Source organism: Salmonella sp. NW884, assembly GCF_051700745.1.
GTDB lineage: Bacteria > Pseudomonadota > Gammaproteobacteria > Enterobacterales > Enterobacteriaceae > Salmonella > Salmonella enterica.
The window spans coordinates 26,613-41,393 of sequence record NZ_JAMMDE010000007.1 but is presented as its reverse complement, the minus strand read 5'-3'; the positions used below and the strand labels follow the sequence as shown (position 1 = coordinate 41,393).

Here is a 14,781-nt window from a genome sequence, read left to right as displayed (position 1 = left end):
GGATGACTCATGGCGCACGACGAACAACTCTGGCTCACCCCAAGACTGCAAAAAGCGGCGGCCCTGTGTAACCAGACGCCCGCCGCCAGCGATACACCGCTGTGGCTGGGCGTCGATTTGGGCACCTGCGACGTGGTGTCGATGGTGGTCGACGGCAACGCCCAGCCGGTGGCGGTATGCCTTGACTGGGCCGACGTTGTGCGTGACGGCATCGTCTGGGATTTCTTCGGCGCCGTCACCCTCGTGCGCCGCCATCTCGACACCCTTGAACAGCAGCTCGGCTGCCGCTTTACCCACGCGGCGACCTCGTTCCCGCCGGGCACCGACCCGCGTATTTCGAACAACGTGCTGGAGTCTGCCGGGTTAGAAGTCAGCCACGTACTGGATGAGCCGACGGCGGTGGCGGATCTGCTGGCGCTTGATAATGCAGGCGTGGTGGATATTGGCGGCGGCACTACCGGCATTGCCATCGTCAAACAGGGCAAGGTGACTTACTCCGCCGATGAAGCCACTGGCGGGCACCATATCTCCCTGACGCTGGCGGGCAACCGCCGTATTCCCCTGGAAGAGGCGGAACAGTACAAGCGCAGCAATGCGCAGGAGATTTGGCCGGTAGTGAAGCCGGTGTACGAAAAGATGGCGGAAATCGTCGCTTGCCATATTGCTGGGCAGGGAGTGACAGATTTATGGCTGGCGGGCGGTTCCTGTATGCAGCCGGGCGTGGAGGCGTTATTTCGTCAGCGTTTCCCGGAGTTACAGGTGCATTTGCCGCAGCACAGCCTGTTTATGACCCCGCTGGCGATAGCTAACAGCGGGAGAGCGAAAGCGGAGGGACTCTATGCAAGCTGAACTACAGACGGCGCTGTTTCAGGCATTCGACACCCTGAATCTGCAACGGGTGAAAACGTTCAGCGTACCGCCGGTCACGCTGTGCGGACTTGGGGCGCTCGGCGCCTGCGGCCAGGAAGCGCAAGCGCGAGGCGTAAGCCATTTGTTTGTGATGGTCGACAGCTTTCTGCATCAGGCGGGAATGACCGCGCCGCTGGCACGCAGCCTGGCGATGAAAGGCGTGGCGATGACGGTCTGGCCGTGTCCGCCAGGCGAGCCGTGCATCACCGATGTCTGCGCGGCGGTGGCGCAACTGCGTGAGGCGGCGTGCGACGGCGTAGTGGCCTTTGGCGGCGGTTCGGTGCTGGACGCGGCGAAAGCGGTCGCCCTGCTGGTGACTAACCCTGACCAGACGCTGAGCGCCATGACCGAGCGCAGTACATTACGCCCGCGTCTGCCGCTGATTGCGGTGCCGACCACCGCCGGAACCGGTTCTGAAACCACCAACGTAACGGTGATTATCGACGCGGTCAGCGGACGCAAGCAGGTACTAGCGCACGCGTCACTAATGCCGGACGTGGCGATTCTTGATGCTGCCGTGACCGAAGGCGTTCCGCCAAACGTGACGGCAATGACCGGTATCGATGCGTTGACGCATGCGATTGAGGCCTACAGCGCGCTCAACGCCACGCCGTTTACCGACAGCCTGGCGATTGGCGCGATAGCGATGATTGGCAAATCGCTGCCGAAAGCCGTGGGTTACGGCCACGATCTGGCGGCGCGTGAAAATATGTTACTGGCCTCCTGTATGGCGGGAATGGCCTTTTCCAGCGCTGGTCTGGGGCTGTGTCATGCGATGGCGCACCAGCCAGGGGCGGCGCTGCATATTCCGCACGGCCAGGCCAACGCCATGCTGCTGCCAACGGTCATGGGCTTTAACCGGATGGTATGCCGCGAACGCTTCAGTCAAATCGGTCGGGCGTTAACCAATAAGAAATCGGACGATCGCGATGCGATTGCGGCGGTGTGCGAGCTGATTGCCGAAGTGGGACAGAGCAAACGGCTGGCTGACGCTGGCGCCAAACCCGAACACTACAGCGCGTGGGCGCAAGCCGCGCTGGAGGATATTTGTCTGCGCAGTAACCCACGCACCGCCACACAGGCACAGATTATCGACCTGTACGCGGCTGCCGGGTAATGCCTGTAGGCCGGATAAGGTGCTCGCACCGCCATCCGGCAATAACACGGCGTTAATGCCGGAGGCGACGTAAACGTCTTATCCGGCCTACAAATCATAAATGGCAGGGAGTAAGGGCTATGGGAATTAACGAAATCATCATGTACATCATGATGTTCTTTATGCTGATTGCCGCCGTGGACAGAATCCTGTCGCAGTTCGGCGGGTCGGCGCGCTTCCTCGGTAAATTCGGCAAGAGTATTGAGGGGTCTGGCGGCCAGTTTGAAGAGGGCTTTATGGCGATGGGCGCGCTGGGACTGGCGATGGTCGGTATGACCGCGCTGGCGCCGGTGCTGGCGCATGTACTGGGGCCGGTTATTATCCCGGTATACGAAATGCTGGGCGCAAACCCATCCATGTTCGCGGGTACGCTACTGGCCTGTGATATGGGCGGATTCTTCCTCGCCAAAGAGCTGGCCGGCGGTGATGTCGCGGCGTGGCTATACTCAGGGTTAATACTTGGGTCGATGATGGGGCCGACCATTGTGTTCTCCATTCCGGTGGCGCTCGGCATTATCGAACCGTCTGACCGCCGCTACCTGGCGCTTGGCGTACTGGCGGGTATCGTCACCATTCCCATTGGCTGCATTGCGGGGGGATTGATCGCCATGTACTCAGGCGTGCAGATCAATGGTCAGCCAGTGGAGTTTACCTTCGCGCTGATCCTGATGAACATGATCCCGGTATTGATCGTCGCGGTGCTGGTAGCGCTGGGGCTGAAGTTCATCCCGGAAAAAATGATCAACGGTTTCCAGATTTTCGCCAAATTTCTGGTGGCGCTGATCACCATCGGTCTGGCGGCTGCGGTGGTTAAATTCCTGTTGGGTTGGGAGTTGATTCCGGGACTCGACCCGATCTTTATGGCGCCAGGCGACAAACCCGGCGAAGTGATGCGCGCCATTGAAGTGATCGGCTCTATCTCCTGCGTGCTGCTTGGCGCGTATCCGATGGTGCTGTTACTGACCCGCTGGTTTGAAAAACCGTTGATGAATGTCGGTAAACTGCTGAACGTAAATAATATTGCGGCGGCAGGCATGGTGGCGACCCTGGCGAACAATATCCCCATGTTCGGCATGATGAAGCAGATGGATACCCGCGGCAAAGTGATTAACTGTGCATTTGCCGTCTCTGCGGCGTTCGCGCTGGGCGACCATTTAGGCTTCGCCGCTGCCAACATGAACGCCATGATCTTCCCGATGATCGTCGGCAAGCTGATCGGCGGCGTGACGGCGATTGGCGTGGCGATGATGCTGGTGCCGAAAGATGACGCCGCCCAGGTGAAAACCGAAGCGGAGGCGCAATCGTGAACACTCGCCAGCTACTGAGCGTCGGTATCGATATCGGCACCACCACCACGCAGGTGATCTTCTCGCGCCTGGAGTTGGTTAACCGTGCGGCGGTGTCGCAGGTGCCGCGCTACGAATTCATCAAACGCGACATTAGCTGGCAAAGCCCGGTCTTCTTTACGCCCGTGGATAAGCAGGGCGGTCTGAAAGAGGCCGAACTTAAAGCGCTGATTCTGGCCCAGTATCAGGCCGCAGACATCGCGCCTGAATCGGTGGACTCAGGGGCTATCATTATCACCGGCGAAAGCGCCAAAACCCGCAACGCCCGTCCGGCGGTCATGGCGCTCTCGCAGTCGCTGGGCGACTTTGTGGTCGCCAGCGCCGGGCCGCATCTGGAATCGGTCATTGCCGGTTACGGCGCCGGAGCGCAAAGCTTGTCTGAGCAGCGGATGTGCCGGGTGCTGAATATTGATATCGGCGGCGGCACGTCTAACTACGCGCTGTTTGACGCGGGAAAAGTCAGCGGCACCGCTTGCCTTAACGTCGGTGGTCGCCTGCTGGAAACCGACGCTCAGGGGCGCGTGGTTTATGCCCATCAGCCGGGGCAGATGATTATCGATGAGGTGTTCGGTTCGGGTACTGATGCTCGCGCCTTAGCTGCCGCACAGTTGGGACAGGTGGCGCGGCGGATGGCGGATCTCATCGTCGAGGTTATCACCGGCGCGCTCTCGCCGCTGGCGCAATCGCTGATGCAAACCGGGCTACTGCCCGCCGATATTACGCCAGAGGTGATCACCCTTTCCGGTGGGGTAGGTGAATGCTACCGCAACCAACCTGCCGATCCGTTCTGCTTTTCTGATATCGGGCCGCTGCTGGCGACCGCGCTGCATGAGCACCCGCGTCTGCGCGAGATGAACGTGCAGTTTCCGGCGCAAACCGTACGCGCCACGGTCATCGGCACGGGGGCCCATACGCTGTCGCTTTCCGGCAGTACTATCTGGCTGGAAGACGTCCAACTGCCGCTGCGCAACCTGCCGGTGGCGATCCCGCAGGATGACGCCGATCTGGTGAACGCCTGGCGGCAGGCGCTTCTCCAGCTTGATCTCGACCCGCAAACCGACGCTTACGTGCTGGCGCTTCCCGCCACGCTTCCGGTGCGTTACGCCGCATTACTCACGGTCATCAACGCGCTGACGGCTTTTGTCGCGCGTTATCCCAATCCACATCCCCTGCTGGTGGTGGCCGAGCAGGATTTTGGTAAAGCGCTGGGCATGTTATTGCGCCCACAGTTACCGCAACTTCCGCTGGCGGTCATCGATGAGGTGGTCGTGCGGGCGGGAGACTATATCGACATTGGTACGCCTCTTTTTGGCGGATCGGTTGTGCCGGTGACGGTGAAATCACTCGCATTTCCTTCCTGAGGGAACGACTTATGAAACTAAAGACCACATTGTTCGGCAATGTTTATCAGTTTAAGGATGTAAAAGAGGTACTGGCTAAAGCCAACGAACTGCGTTCGGGGGATGTGCTGGCCGGGGTTGCCGCGGCAAGTTCGCAGGAGCGCGTAGCGGCAAAACAGGTACTGTCGGAAATGACGGTGGCGGATATCCGCAACAATCCGGTGATTGCCTATGAAGAGGACTGCGTGACGCGCCTGATTCAGGATGACGTCAACGAAACGGCCTATAACCGGATTAAAAACTGGAGCATCAGCGAACTGCGCGAATACGTGCTGAGCGATGAAACCTCCGTGGACGACATCGCGTTTACCCGCAAAGGGCTGACCTCCGAAGTAGTGGCGGCAGTAGCGAAAATCTGCTCCAACGCCGATCTGATCTACGGCGGCAAGAAAATGCCGGTGATCAAAAAAGCCAATACCACCATCGGTATTCCGGGCACCTTTAGCTGCCGTTTGCAGCCGAACGATACCCGTGACGATGTACAGAGTATCGCCGCGCAAATCTACGAAGGGCTTTCTTTCGGCGCAGGCGATGCGGTGATCGGCGTTAACCCGGTGACCGATGACGTGGAGAACCTGACCCGCGTGCTCGACACCGTTTACGGCGTTATCGATAAATTCAATATTCCGACCCAGGGCTGCGTGCTGGCGCACGTCACCACCCAGATTGAAGCGATTCGTCGCGGCGCGCCAGGCGGACTGATTTTCCAGAGCATTTGCGGCAGCGAGAAGGGCTTAAAAGAGTTCGGTGTCGAGCTGGCCATGCTCGACGAAGCGCGGGCAGTGGGGGCGGAGTTCAACCGCATCGCCGGGGAAAACTGCCTGTACTTTGAAACCGGACAGGGCTCGGCGCTGTCGGCTGGCGCGAACTTTGGTGCCGACCAGGTGACGATGGAAGCGCGTAACTACGGGCTGGCTCGCCACTACGATCCGTTCCTGGTGAACACCGTGGTGGGCTTTATCGGGCCGGAGTATCTCTACAACGACAGGCAGATTATCCGCGCCGGTCTCGAAGATCACTTTATGGGCAAGCTGAGCGGCATCTCGATGGGCTGCGACTGCTGCTATACCAACCATGCCGATGCCGACCAGAACCTTAACGAAAACCTGATGATTCTGCTCGCCACTGCTGGCTGTAACTACATCATGGGGATGCCGCTCGGCGACGACATCATGCTCAACTACCAGACTACCGCTTTCCACGATACCGCCACCGTCCGTCAGTTGCTGAATTTACGGCCGTCGCCGGAGTTTGAACGCTGGCTGGAAACGATGGGCATTATGGCAAACGGTCGTCTGACCAAACGGGCGGGCGATCCGTCACTGTTCTTCTGATGACGCGGGGATAACACCATGGATCAAAAACAGATTGAAGAAATTGTACGTAGCGTGATGGCGTCAATGGGACAGGACGTACCGCAGCCCGTCGCGGCGTCAACGCAGGAAGGCGCAAAGCCGCAGTGCGCCGCGCCGACGGTGACCGAAAGCTGCGCGCTGGATTTAGGTTCCGCAGAGGCAAAAGCCTGGATTGGCGTCGAGAACCCACATCGTGCGGACGTGTTGACCGAACTGCGTCGCAGTACTGCGGCACGCGTCTGCACGGGTCGTGCCGGGCCGCGTCCGCGCACCCAGGCGCTGTTGCGCTTCCTGGCGGATCACTCCCGTTCGAAAGACACCGTGCTCAAAGAAGTGCCGGAAGAGTGGGTAAAAGCGCAAGGGCTGCTGGAAGTGCGTTCGGAGATCAGCGACAAAAACCTGTACCTGACGCGCCCGGATATGGGGCGTCGCCTGAGCCCGGAAGCCATTGACGCGCTGAAGTCGCAGTGCGTGATGAACCCGGATGTGCAGGTAGTAGTCTCCGATGGCCTCTCTACGGATGCGATCACCGCCAACTATGAAGAGATCCTGCCGCCGCTGCTTGCCGGTCTGAAGCAGGCTGGGCTGAACGTCGGTACGCCGTTCTTTGTGCGCTATGGCCGCGTGAAGATTGAAGATCAGATTGGCGAAATTCTCGGCGCGAAGGTCGTCATCCTGCTGGTGGGCGAACGTCCGGGGCTGGGGCAGTCGGAAAGCCTCTCCTGCTACGCCGTCTATTCCCCGCGCGTGGCGACCACCGTCGAGGCCGACAGAACCTGTATTTCAAACATTCATCAGGGGGGGACGCCGCCGGTAGAAGCCGCCGCCGTGATTGTGGATTTGGCCAAACGGATGCTGGAGCAGAAAGCGTCCGGCATCAACATGACCCGTTAAGGAGACATCATGCCTGCATTAGATTTGATTCGACCTTCAGTGACTGCCATGCGCGTGATTGCCTCCGTGAATGACGGCTTTGCGCGGGAACTTAAATTACCGCCACATATACGTAGCCTCGGACTCATCACGGCAGATTCTGATGATGTGACCTATATTGCCGCTGACGAAGCGACAAAACAGGCGATGGTGGAAGTGGTCTATGGCCGCTCCCTCTATGCCGGGGCGGCTCACGGGCCATCGCCGACCGCCGGTGAGGTGTTGATTATGCTTGGCGGACCGAACCCGGCGGAAGTGCGCGCCGGTCTGGATGCGATGGTTGCCAGTATTGAAAACGGCGCGGCGTTCCAGTGGGCGAACGATGCGGAAAATACCGCGTTCCTGGCGCATGTGGTTTCGCGTACCGGCTCGTACCTCTCGTCTACCGCAGGTATCGCGCTGGGCGATCCGATGGCCTATCTGGTGGCGCCGCCGCTGGAAGCGACATTCGGCATTGACGCGGCGATGAAATCCGCTGACGTTCAACTGGTGACTTACGTGCCGCCGCCGTCGGAAACCAACTATTCGGCCGCGTTCTTAACGGGAAGCCAGGCCGCGTGTAAAGCCGCCTGCAACGCCTTTACCGACGCCGTGCTGGATATCGCTCGTAACCCTGTCCAGCGTGCGTAACGGAGGCTGCCAATGATCAATGCCCTGGGATTACTGGAAGTGGACGGAATGGTCGCCGCCGTCGATGCGGCGGATGCCATGCTGAAAGCGGCCAACGTGCGTTTGCTCAGTCATCAAGTGCTCGACCCTGGCAGGCTCACGCTGGTGGTGGAGGGCGATCTGGCGGCGTGTCGTGCGGCGTTGGATGCCGGAAGCGCCGCCGCGCAGCGCACAGGCCGTGTGATTAGCCGCAAAGAAATTGGTCGCCCGGAAGAGGACACCCAGTGGCTGATTGGCGGGTTTGCGCGTGCGACAACGCCGACTGAGAAAGCGCCCCAGGTACCCGCAACGCCTGAGTTCGCCGAAGCGTTACTGGCGCTGCTGGCATCAGTACGCCAGGGAATGACGGCGGGAGAGGTGGCCGCGCATTTTGGCTGGCCGCTGGAGCAGGCCAGAAACGTGCTGGAACAACTCTTTTCTGACGGAGCGTTGCGTAAACGCAGTAGTCGCTATCGCATCAAAAATTAATCTGTCGGAGGGCCGGGCGTCCTGGCGGGCGTCCGGCATAGAAGATCATGAAAAAGACCCGTACAGCGAATTTGCACCATCTTTATCATGAAGCGTTACCCGAAGACGTTAAACTTACGCCCAGAGTCGAGGTGGACAATGTTCATCAGCGACGGACGACGGATGTCTATGAACATGCTCTGACTATCACCGCCTGGCAGCAGATCTACGATCAGTTACACCCGGGTAAATTTCATGGCGAGTTCACGGAAATCCTGCTTGATGAGATTCAGGTGTTCCGTGAATACACCGGCCTGGCGCTGCGTCAGTCGTGTCTGGTTTGGCCAAACTCTTTCTGGTTTGGTATTCCGGCGACGCGCGGCGAACAGGGATTTATCGGCGCGCAGGGGCTCGGCAGCGCCGAGATTGCCACCCGACCGGGAGGCACCGAGTTTGAACTGAGCACGCCGGATGATTACACCATTCTGGGCGTCGTTATCTCGGAAGATGTTATTTCCCGTCAGGCCACGTTTTTGCATAACCCGGAAAGGGTGCTGCATATGCTACGTAACCAGTTAGCGCTGGAGGTAAAAGAGCAGCATAAAGCGGCGCTGTGGGGCTTTGTGCAGCAGGCGCTGGCCACCTTCAGCGAGAGTCCTGAAACCCTGCATCAACCTGCGGTGCGTAAGGTCTTGAGTGATAATTTGTTGCTGGCGATGGGCACGATGCTGGAAGAGGCGAAGCCGATTCATAGCGCCGAGAGCATCAGCCATCAGGGATATCGTAGGCTACTGTCGCGGGCGCGGGAATATGTGCTGGAAAATATGTCGGAGCCGCTGACGGTGCTCGACTTATGTAACCAGCTACACGTAAGCCGTCGCACGCTGCAAAATGCGTTTCACGCCATTTTGGGCATTGGCCCCAATGCGTGGCTGAAACGTATTCGCTTAAACGCGGTACGCCGGGAACTGATTAGCCCGTGGTCGCAGAGCACCACGGTCAAAGATGCCGCGATGCAGTGGGGATTCTGGCATCTGGGGCAATTTGCCACCGATTATCAGCAATTATTTGCCGAAAAACCGTCGTTGACGCTGCATCAACGGATGCGGCAATGGGCTTGATATTGATGGATAGGCTCTCCGGTTGCTGATAACGTGCGCGTGTCGGGAATTGCCCGGTGGCGGCTGGCACCTTACCGGGCCTACGGATTCGCTGCTGTCTGTGGTTGGTAGCCCGGACAAGGCGCGCCAGCGCCGCGTCCGGGGAAGCGCGCGCACAACGTGCAAAACAGTTTTGTCATCAGGTCATGAGGATGAACGTTTATGTTTGCTGATAAGACGTTGCCGTTGTTTGGCAGGAGGGGCAGATAAACCCGTAAAGCATTCCTTCCGCATATTCCTCTTCCTCAATATCTTCATAGCTTAGCTGCGCAAGAAACATCATCGTTTGCGCGCACGTTGGGCACGTGGGGTAGTCTGCATCCTGAACCCATGCGGGATGGCCGCCGAGCTGTGAGAAGGTGGTGGGTAAAAATATTTCAGCAGCGAATAGCGGCAAACGGGATTCCCCGGGGTGCAGAATATCAAGCGGTAGCGTTATCCAGTCAGAGGAATTCTCCACCGCCAGCGTCGAGAGCGCATTTTTTTCGTACCATCGCGGCTGGCCTTGCGGATCGACGGTGGCGAAAACGGTGTTATATGCCGTACAACACTGACAGGTCAGAATACGAATTTGACCGGGCCAACCCTGCGTGCTGAGGCCGACGGCGCTCGGCGCAACCTCAAACAGATTGATTAGCGGCAGGGAACAGTGTGGGCAGTTTTCACCATATTCTGCGACGGCGCGAAAAACGGCAGGCTGTTCAGGTGCCTGTTTTACCAGATGGGTACATTGCGTAAAGTAAAGATCGCGCCTGCGGCCATTTTCAGTGAGCTCCCATCCCGCCTGGTGAGCATAGCGATGAGGGAGGATATGAAGTGAAGCACTCCACGCAGGTGGTTCCTGGCGCCAGCGGTTAAAATGCTCAACGACAACCTCATCGCCAATCCAGGCCAGGGCGCAAAGAATGCCGTCACGGTTTTCGTCATCGGTTTCCACCTTCTGCAAAAGCGCGTCGCGTACGTCAGGCGGCGCACGGTGAAAAGGTAGGGGTGAAGAGAGCTCCAGTTCTTCTTCATTTATTACCTGGCGCAGGAAATTATCCAGATTGGCCCGGGTAAATGCCGCCAGGCACAGCGCAATTTCCTGAGCTTCCTCCTGCCATCCGGAATCAAATAATTCTTCTGCATAATCGACCATGTCGCGGCTTTCATCATCGGAGAGCTTTTTGTAAAGCTCATCGGTCGGAATGGGGCAGGGAATCCACTCGATTAACGGATCGTGTTCCCGGGGTTCATGAACGAGTTTAAGCATTTCAACAGGGTTGGTAATGCCACTGAACGCGTCGATCGTTTTTCTGTTTTTCCGGATATATTCTTCCTGCTCTTGCCGATAGCGCGCCTGGACGCAGGGCATGCAATAGCCCTCCGTGCGGGCAGCCGTTGCTGGCAGGATGAAATGTGAGCATTGCGGGTTTTTACAAGGAATACGCTCGTCCATGCGGTAGTGCTCCACTGCAAATTCTACGAGTGTTTACTGTACTGTTTTACTAATGATAACGGCAGCGGGCGGTTATCCGAATTCTTTATCTACAATGAACTCGTTTATTTCTACGAGCCTGCTTTTATTCAACGGCCAACCGGATAGGCGATAAACAAACCGGCTATCGTCAAAATACATGCCAGTATGCATAGCAAGATACAGTTAACGCTTTTACGCGGAATATGAATAATAAAGCAGAGTAATGCTATCAGGGCCATGACCACAGGGATGGTCACCATATTGATAACCAGAAGCACGATCAGACCGAAGCTCACCCCTCCGCTATGAGGGGTGAATATTCTTTCTTCAAAATATATTTCTAGCGTAATGGCAAGCAGGCAGCCAATAAAACTTATACCCAGATGGGGATGCCATTTGGTGTCACTGGTTACTACTTTCCGTGTATTTGTTTGCATTGTCTTACTTTATAAATAAGTTAAATCCAGTCGCGTACCTGAATAAACTCGCTCAGCGCCGCTTCCGGGCTACCCGCTTCTGGCTGCCAGTCGTACTCCCAGCGCACCAGCGGCGGCATCGACATCAGGATAGATTCAGTGCGCCCGCCGGTTTGCAGACCAAACAGGGTGCCTCTGTCCCATACCAGATTGAACTCCACGTAGCGACCGCGGCGATAAAGTTGAAAATTACGCTCCCGCTCTCCCCAGACCATCGCTTTGCGTCGTTCGACAATCGGTAAATACGCCTCGGTGTAGCCGTTACCGACCGCCTGCATAAAAGCAAAACAGTGGTCGAAATCCGGCGTATTCAAATCGTCAAAAAACAGGCCGCCGATACCGCGCTGCTCGTTACGATGCTTGAGGAAAAAGTAGTCATCGCACCACTTTTTATAGCGCGGATACACATCGTCGCCAAACGGCTGACACAGGTCGCGGGCGGTGCGGTGCCAGTGAACGGCATCCTCTTCAAAGCCGTAGTAGGGCGTTAAATCGAACCCGCCGCCAAACCACCACACCGGATCGGCGCCCGGTTTTTCGGCAATAAAAAAGCGCACGTTAGCATGGCTGGTGGGAATATACGGATTGTGCGGATGCACCACCAGCGATACGCCCATCGCTTCAAAGCTACGCCCGGCGAGTTCTGGCCGATGCGCGGTGGCGGACGCGGGCATTGCATCGCCGTGAACGTGAGAGAAATTAACGCCCGCCTGTTCGAAAATCCCGCCGTTGCGTAATACCCGGCTGCGTCCGCCGCCGCCCGCTTCGCGTCGCCAGCTATCTTCGACAAAGTTTGCGCCATCCACAGCGGATAACGTTTGGCAAATATCATCCTGCAGGCGTAGCAGAAACTGTTTTACGTGATGTGCATCGGGTTTCATGATTACCGTTTCTTCGTGTGCGCTTTCTGGTTATCAAACCAGTGAAAATAACTGATGATGCCGTTGGCGATCGCCGTAGCGATTTTCTGGCGAAACGCCGTTGTGCCCAGCAGGCGTTCTTCTTCCGGATTGGTAATAAACGAGGTTTCGACCAGCACCGACGGAATTGACGGTGATTTTAGCACCACGAAAGCCGCTTGTTCGGTAGTGCGGCTGTGTAATTTATGTATAGGTTTGATTTTCTTGAGAATATGCGAACCCAACGTCAGACTGTTTTTAATCGTATCGGTTTGCACCAGATCAAACAAAACTTGTTGTAATAGATGATCCCGGTCAGTGGCTTTTTTACCCGCCACTTCGTCCGCGCGGTTTTCACGCTCGGAGAGATACTTCGCCATGGCGCTACTGGCCCCGCGGTTGGAAAGCGCAAAAACGGAAGCGCCCGCTGCTTTCGGGTTAGTAAAACCATCGGCATGAATAGACATAAACAGATCCGCGCCGTGCTTATGGGCGATTTCCACCCGATCGTACAGCGGAATAAAGGTATCCCCTGTCCGGGTTAAACGCGCATCGATTCCGTGATTTCGCAAAATAGCGCGTACGTTTTTGGCAATTGCCAGTACGACGTGTTTTTCCTGAGAACCGTTGCGGCCAATCGCGCCGGTATCGATGCCGCCGTGTCCGGGGTCGAGCATCACCAACCGTTTACTGCCGGTTTTTTTGGTTTTGGGTTTGCTGTGACCATTACTGGTTTTTAGCGTTTCTTCTTTGGCTATTGCGTGCGACATACCTGACAGCGTCAGGGCCGCCAGACCTGTTTTGAGTACCTGGCGGCGCGAAGTGAGAGTTTTTAGGAGTTTAAAAGTGCTCATACGGCCTGAGTTGTGAAAATTAAGTTCAAGATGTTATATCGTATCGCGTAATCCGTTACGACGGTTGGTGATGAGAATTGTTTTACTTTTCATTTCAATACGTGACACATCGCCATTATGCCATTTTTTCCGCTACATCGCGTCAGATATTGGCTGAATCAGATGTTTGCGCCATAATCTTGGTTTTTCCACCCGAAAAGGCAACGAATACCATGGAAATACGCGTTTTTCGCCAGGAAGATTTCGAAGAGGTGATTACCCTCTGGGAGCGTTGCGACCTGCTGCGTCCATGGAACGATCCTGAAATGGATATTGAACGCAAGGTGAATCACGATGTCAGCTTGTTCCTCGTTGCGGAAGTTAGCGGCGAAGTCGTCGGTACGGTAATGGGCGGTTATGACGGGCATCGCGGCTCGGCGTATTACCTGGGCGTTCACCCGGAGTTCCGCGGGCGCGGCATTGCGAATGCGCTGCTTAACCGGCTGGAAAAAAAACTCATCGCCCGCGGGTGTCCGAAAATCCAAATTATGGTGCGTGATGATAACGACGTTGTGCTGGGCATGTATGAACGTCTGGGGTATGAGCATTCTGACGCCCTAAGTTTGGGTAAACGCCTGATTGAAGATGAAGAGTACTGAGTTTCATCCAGCCGATTATGATGTACACGGACGTTTACGCCTGCCGTTTCTGTTCTGGTGCGTACTGCTACTTCAGGCGCGCGCCTGGGTACTCTTTGTCATTGCCGGTTCATCCCGTGGACAGGGTAATACTTTGTTAAACTTTTTTTATCCCGACCATGACAATTTTTGGCTGGGGCTGTTGCCCGGCGTTCCGGCGGTAGTGGCGTTTTTGCTCAGCGGGCGGCGTGAAGCGTTTCCTGGTGTGTGGCGCTGACTGCGCGGACTCCTGATTCTTGCTCAACTGGTGTCGTTGTGCTGGCTGCCGGTGATGTGGCTGGGTGGCGACCCGGTCAGCGGCGTCGGGCTGGCGCTGCTGCTGGCGGACATCGTCGCGCTGATCTGGCTGTTAACCAATCAACGTTTGCGTGCCTGTTTTTCCCTTGAGAAAGAATAACGGCACTTTTTGGCGAACCCGTACTCCAACCAACGTTAATTAATAAAAGAAAGGAAGTGAGATGAAATCGCTGCGTTTGACTTTACTCGCACTGCCGCTGGCGCTGACTGGTTGTTCGACGCTCTCCTCGGTCAACTGGTCTGCCGCAAATCCATGGAACTGGTTTGGTTCCTCGACAGAAGTCACTGAGCAAGGCGTGGGAGCGCTGACCGCCGCCACGCCGCTGGAAGAGCCGGCTATTGCAGAGGCATTAGATGGCGATTATCGCCTGCGTAGCGGTATGAAAACCGATAACGGCAACGTGGTGCGCTTTTTCGAAGCGATGAAGGGCGACAGCGTCGCGATGGTGATCAACGGCGAGCAGGGAACCGTGAGCCGTATTGATGTGCTGGATAGCGATATCCCAACCGCCGCGGGGGGCAAAATCGGTACGCCGTTTAGCGACCTTTACAGCAAAGCTTTTGGTCACTGCGAGCCGGTTTCCAGCGATAGCCATACCAGCGTCGAATGTAAAGCCGAGGGAAGTCAGCATATTAGCTATGTTTTCTCCGGCGAGTGGAGCGGACCGGAAGGCTTAATGCCTCCTGATGACGTCTTAAAAAACTGGGACGTGCGCAAAATTATCTGGCGTCGTTAATTTGCGC

Annotated in this window: 15 protein-coding genes and 1 pseudogene; 12 read left to right on the top strand and 4 right to left on the bottom strand. The window is 56.8% G+C overall.

Annotation, left to right across the window (positions count from 1 at the left end):
* Positions 1 to 9 precede the first annotated feature (9 nt).
* From eutJ to eutR, 9 genes are all read left to right on the top strand, one after another.
* On the top strand, positions 10 to 849 hold the full coding sequence (gene eutJ / locus NA197_RS15755) for an ethanolamine utilization protein EutJ (protein WP_064043388.1): 840 nt from the start codon (positions 10 to 12) through the stop codon (positions 847 to 849).
* Complete coding sequence (gene eutG, locus NA197_RS15750) at positions 839 to 2,026, top strand: ethanolamine utilization ethanol dehydrogenase EutG (protein WP_001147504.1); 1,188 nt, start codon at positions 839 to 841, stop codon at positions 2,024 to 2,026. Before eutJ ends, eutG begins: the two co-directional genes overlap by 11 nt.
* A gap of 119 nt (positions 2,027 to 2,145) precedes the next feature.
* On the top strand, positions 2,146 to 3,372 hold the full coding sequence (gene eutH / locus NA197_RS15745) for an ethanolamine utilization protein EutH (RefSeq protein ID WP_000512359.1): 1,227 nt from the start codon (positions 2,146 to 2,148) through the stop codon (positions 3,370 to 3,372).
* Positions 3,369 to 4,772: an ethanolamine ammonia-lyase reactivating factor EutA gene (gene eutA, locus NA197_RS15740; protein WP_064043387.1), complete on the top strand. Its 1,404-nt coding sequence runs from the start codon at positions 3,369 to 3,371 to the stop codon at positions 4,770 to 4,772. Before eutH ends, eutA begins: the two co-directional genes overlap by 4 nt.
* An 11-nt stretch (positions 4,773 to 4,783) precedes the next feature.
* On the top strand, positions 4,784 to 6,145 hold the full coding sequence (eutB, locus tag NA197_RS15735) for an ethanolamine ammonia-lyase subunit alpha (protein WP_000769990.1): 1,362 nt from the start codon (positions 4,784 to 4,786) through the stop codon (positions 6,143 to 6,145).
* An 18-nt stretch (positions 6,146 to 6,163) separates the two neighbouring features.
* Positions 6,164 to 7,060, top strand: coding sequence for an ethanolamine ammonia-lyase subunit EutC (gene eutC / locus NA197_RS15730; RefSeq protein ID WP_000372339.1), 897 nt, complete (start codon positions 6,164 to 6,166; stop codon positions 7,058 to 7,060).
* A 9-nt stretch (positions 7,061 to 7,069) separates the two neighbouring features.
* Entirely contained in the window at positions 7,070 to 7,729 is a 660-nt protein-coding gene (gene eutL / locus NA197_RS15725; protein WP_001111056.1) for an ethanolamine utilization microcompartment protein EutL, read from the top strand.
* 12 nt (positions 7,730 to 7,741) lie between these two features.
* Positions 7,742 to 8,236, top strand: coding sequence for an ethanolamine utilization microcompartment protein EutK (gene eutK / locus NA197_RS15720; RefSeq protein WP_000606266.1), 495 nt, complete (start codon positions 7,742 to 7,744; stop codon positions 8,234 to 8,236).
* Positions 8,237 to 8,283: 47 nt separating this feature from the next.
* Complete coding sequence (eutR, locus tag NA197_RS15715; protein ID WP_000753666.1) at positions 8,284 to 9,336, top strand: HTH-type transcriptional regulator EutR; 1,053 nt, start codon at positions 8,284 to 8,286, stop codon at positions 9,334 to 9,336.
* Between the two features lie 199 nt (positions 9,337 to 9,535).
* Here the strand turns inward: eutR and NA197_RS15710 are convergent, their stop codons facing one another.
* From NA197_RS15710 to amiA, 4 genes are all read right to left on the bottom strand, one after another.
* A complete protein-coding gene (locus tag NA197_RS15710; protein ID WP_064043386.1) occupies positions 9,536 to 10,813 on the bottom strand; it encodes a DUF1963 domain-containing protein in 1,278 nt (425 codons plus the stop codon).
* A 128-nt stretch (positions 10,814 to 10,941) separates the two neighbouring features.
* The gene (locus NA197_RS15705) at positions 10,942 to 11,271 is read right to left on the bottom strand and encodes a hypothetical protein (RefSeq protein WP_064043385.1); all 330 of its coding nucleotides are present in this window, start codon (positions 11,269 to 11,271) and stop codon (positions 10,942 to 10,944) included.
* A 20-nt stretch (positions 11,272 to 11,291) separates the two neighbouring features.
* Complete coding sequence (gene hemF / locus NA197_RS15700; protein WP_000801339.1) at positions 11,292 to 12,191, bottom strand: oxygen-dependent coproporphyrinogen oxidase; 900 nt, start codon at positions 12,189 to 12,191, stop codon at positions 11,292 to 11,294.
* Positions 12,192 to 12,193: 2 nt separating this feature from the next.
* Positions 12,194 to 13,063, bottom strand: coding sequence for an N-acetylmuramoyl-L-alanine amidase AmiA (amiA, locus tag NA197_RS15695; protein WP_000102880.1), 870 nt, complete (start codon positions 13,061 to 13,063; stop codon positions 12,194 to 12,196).
* A 212-nt stretch (positions 13,064 to 13,275) separates the two neighbouring features.
* On the opposite strand from amiA, the gene NA197_RS15690 reads away from it, so the two are divergent.
* The 3 genes and pseudogenes from NA197_RS15690 to NA197_RS15680 all read left to right on the top strand — a co-directional run bounded on the left by NA197_RS15690 (position 13,276) and on the right by NA197_RS15680 (position 14,774).
* Entirely contained in the window at positions 13,276 to 13,701 is a 426-nt protein-coding gene (locus NA197_RS15690) for a GNAT family acetyltransferase (protein WP_000406008.1), read from the top strand.
* Positions 13,688 to 14,137, top strand: a pseudogene (locus NA197_RS15685) (DUF2919 domain-containing protein). The gene NA197_RS15690 and the pseudogene NA197_RS15685 overlap by 14 nt, the downstream one beginning before the upstream one ends.
* Before the next feature lie 61 nt (positions 14,138 to 14,198).
* On the top strand, positions 14,199 to 14,774 hold the full coding sequence (locus NA197_RS15680) for an RpoE-regulated lipoprotein (protein WP_000838971.1): 576 nt from the start codon (positions 14,199 to 14,201) through the stop codon (positions 14,772 to 14,774).
* The last annotated feature ends 7 nt before the right edge of the window (positions 14,775 to 14,781 follow it).

What these genes read in the sequence shown, in the direction of transcription:
- eutJ (WP_064043388.1), top strand. Translation starts at nt 10, where the DNA reads ATGGCGCACGACGAACAACTCTGGCTCACCCCAAGACTGCAAAAAGCG.
- eutG (WP_001147504.1), top strand. Translation starts at nt 839, where the DNA reads ATGCAAGCTGAACTACAGACGGCGCTGTTTCAGGCATTCGACACCCTG.
- eutH (WP_000512359.1), top strand. Translation starts at nt 2,146, where the DNA reads ATGGGAATTAACGAAATCATCATGTACATCATGATGTTCTTTATGCTG.
- eutB (WP_000769990.1), top strand. Translation starts at nt 4,784, where the DNA reads ATGAAACTAAAGACCACATTGTTCGGCAATGTTTATCAGTTTAAGGAT.
- eutC (WP_000372339.1), top strand. Translation starts at nt 6,164, where the DNA reads ATGGATCAAAAACAGATTGAAGAAATTGTACGTAGCGTGATGGCGTCA.
- eutL (WP_001111056.1), top strand. Translation starts at nt 7,070, where the DNA reads ATGCCTGCATTAGATTTGATTCGACCTTCAGTGACTGCCATGCGCGTG.
- eutK (WP_000606266.1), top strand. Translation starts at nt 7,742, where the DNA reads ATGATCAATGCCCTGGGATTACTGGAAGTGGACGGAATGGTCGCCGCC.
- eutR (WP_000753666.1), top strand. Translation starts at nt 8,284, where the DNA reads ATGAAAAAGACCCGTACAGCGAATTTGCACCATCTTTATCATGAAGCG.
- NA197_RS15710 (WP_064043386.1), bottom strand. Translation starts at nt 10,813, where the DNA reads ATGGACGAGCGTATTCCTTGTAAAAACCCGCAATGCTCACATTTCATC.
- NA197_RS15705 (WP_064043385.1), bottom strand. Translation starts at nt 11,271, where the DNA reads ATGCAAACAAATACACGGAAAGTAGTAACCAGTGACACCAAATGGCAT.
- hemF (WP_000801339.1), bottom strand. Translation starts at nt 12,191, where the DNA reads ATGAAACCCGATGCACATCACGTAAAACAGTTTCTGCTACGCCTGCAG.
- amiA (WP_000102880.1), bottom strand. Translation starts at nt 13,063, where the DNA reads ATGAGCACTTTTAAACTCCTAAAAACTCTCACTTCGCGCCGCCAGGTA.
- NA197_RS15690 (WP_000406008.1), top strand. Translation starts at nt 13,276, where the DNA reads ATGGAAATACGCGTTTTTCGCCAGGAAGATTTCGAAGAGGTGATTACC.
- NA197_RS15680 (WP_000838971.1), top strand. Translation starts at nt 14,199, where the DNA reads ATGAAATCGCTGCGTTTGACTTTACTCGCACTGCCGCTGGCGCTGACT.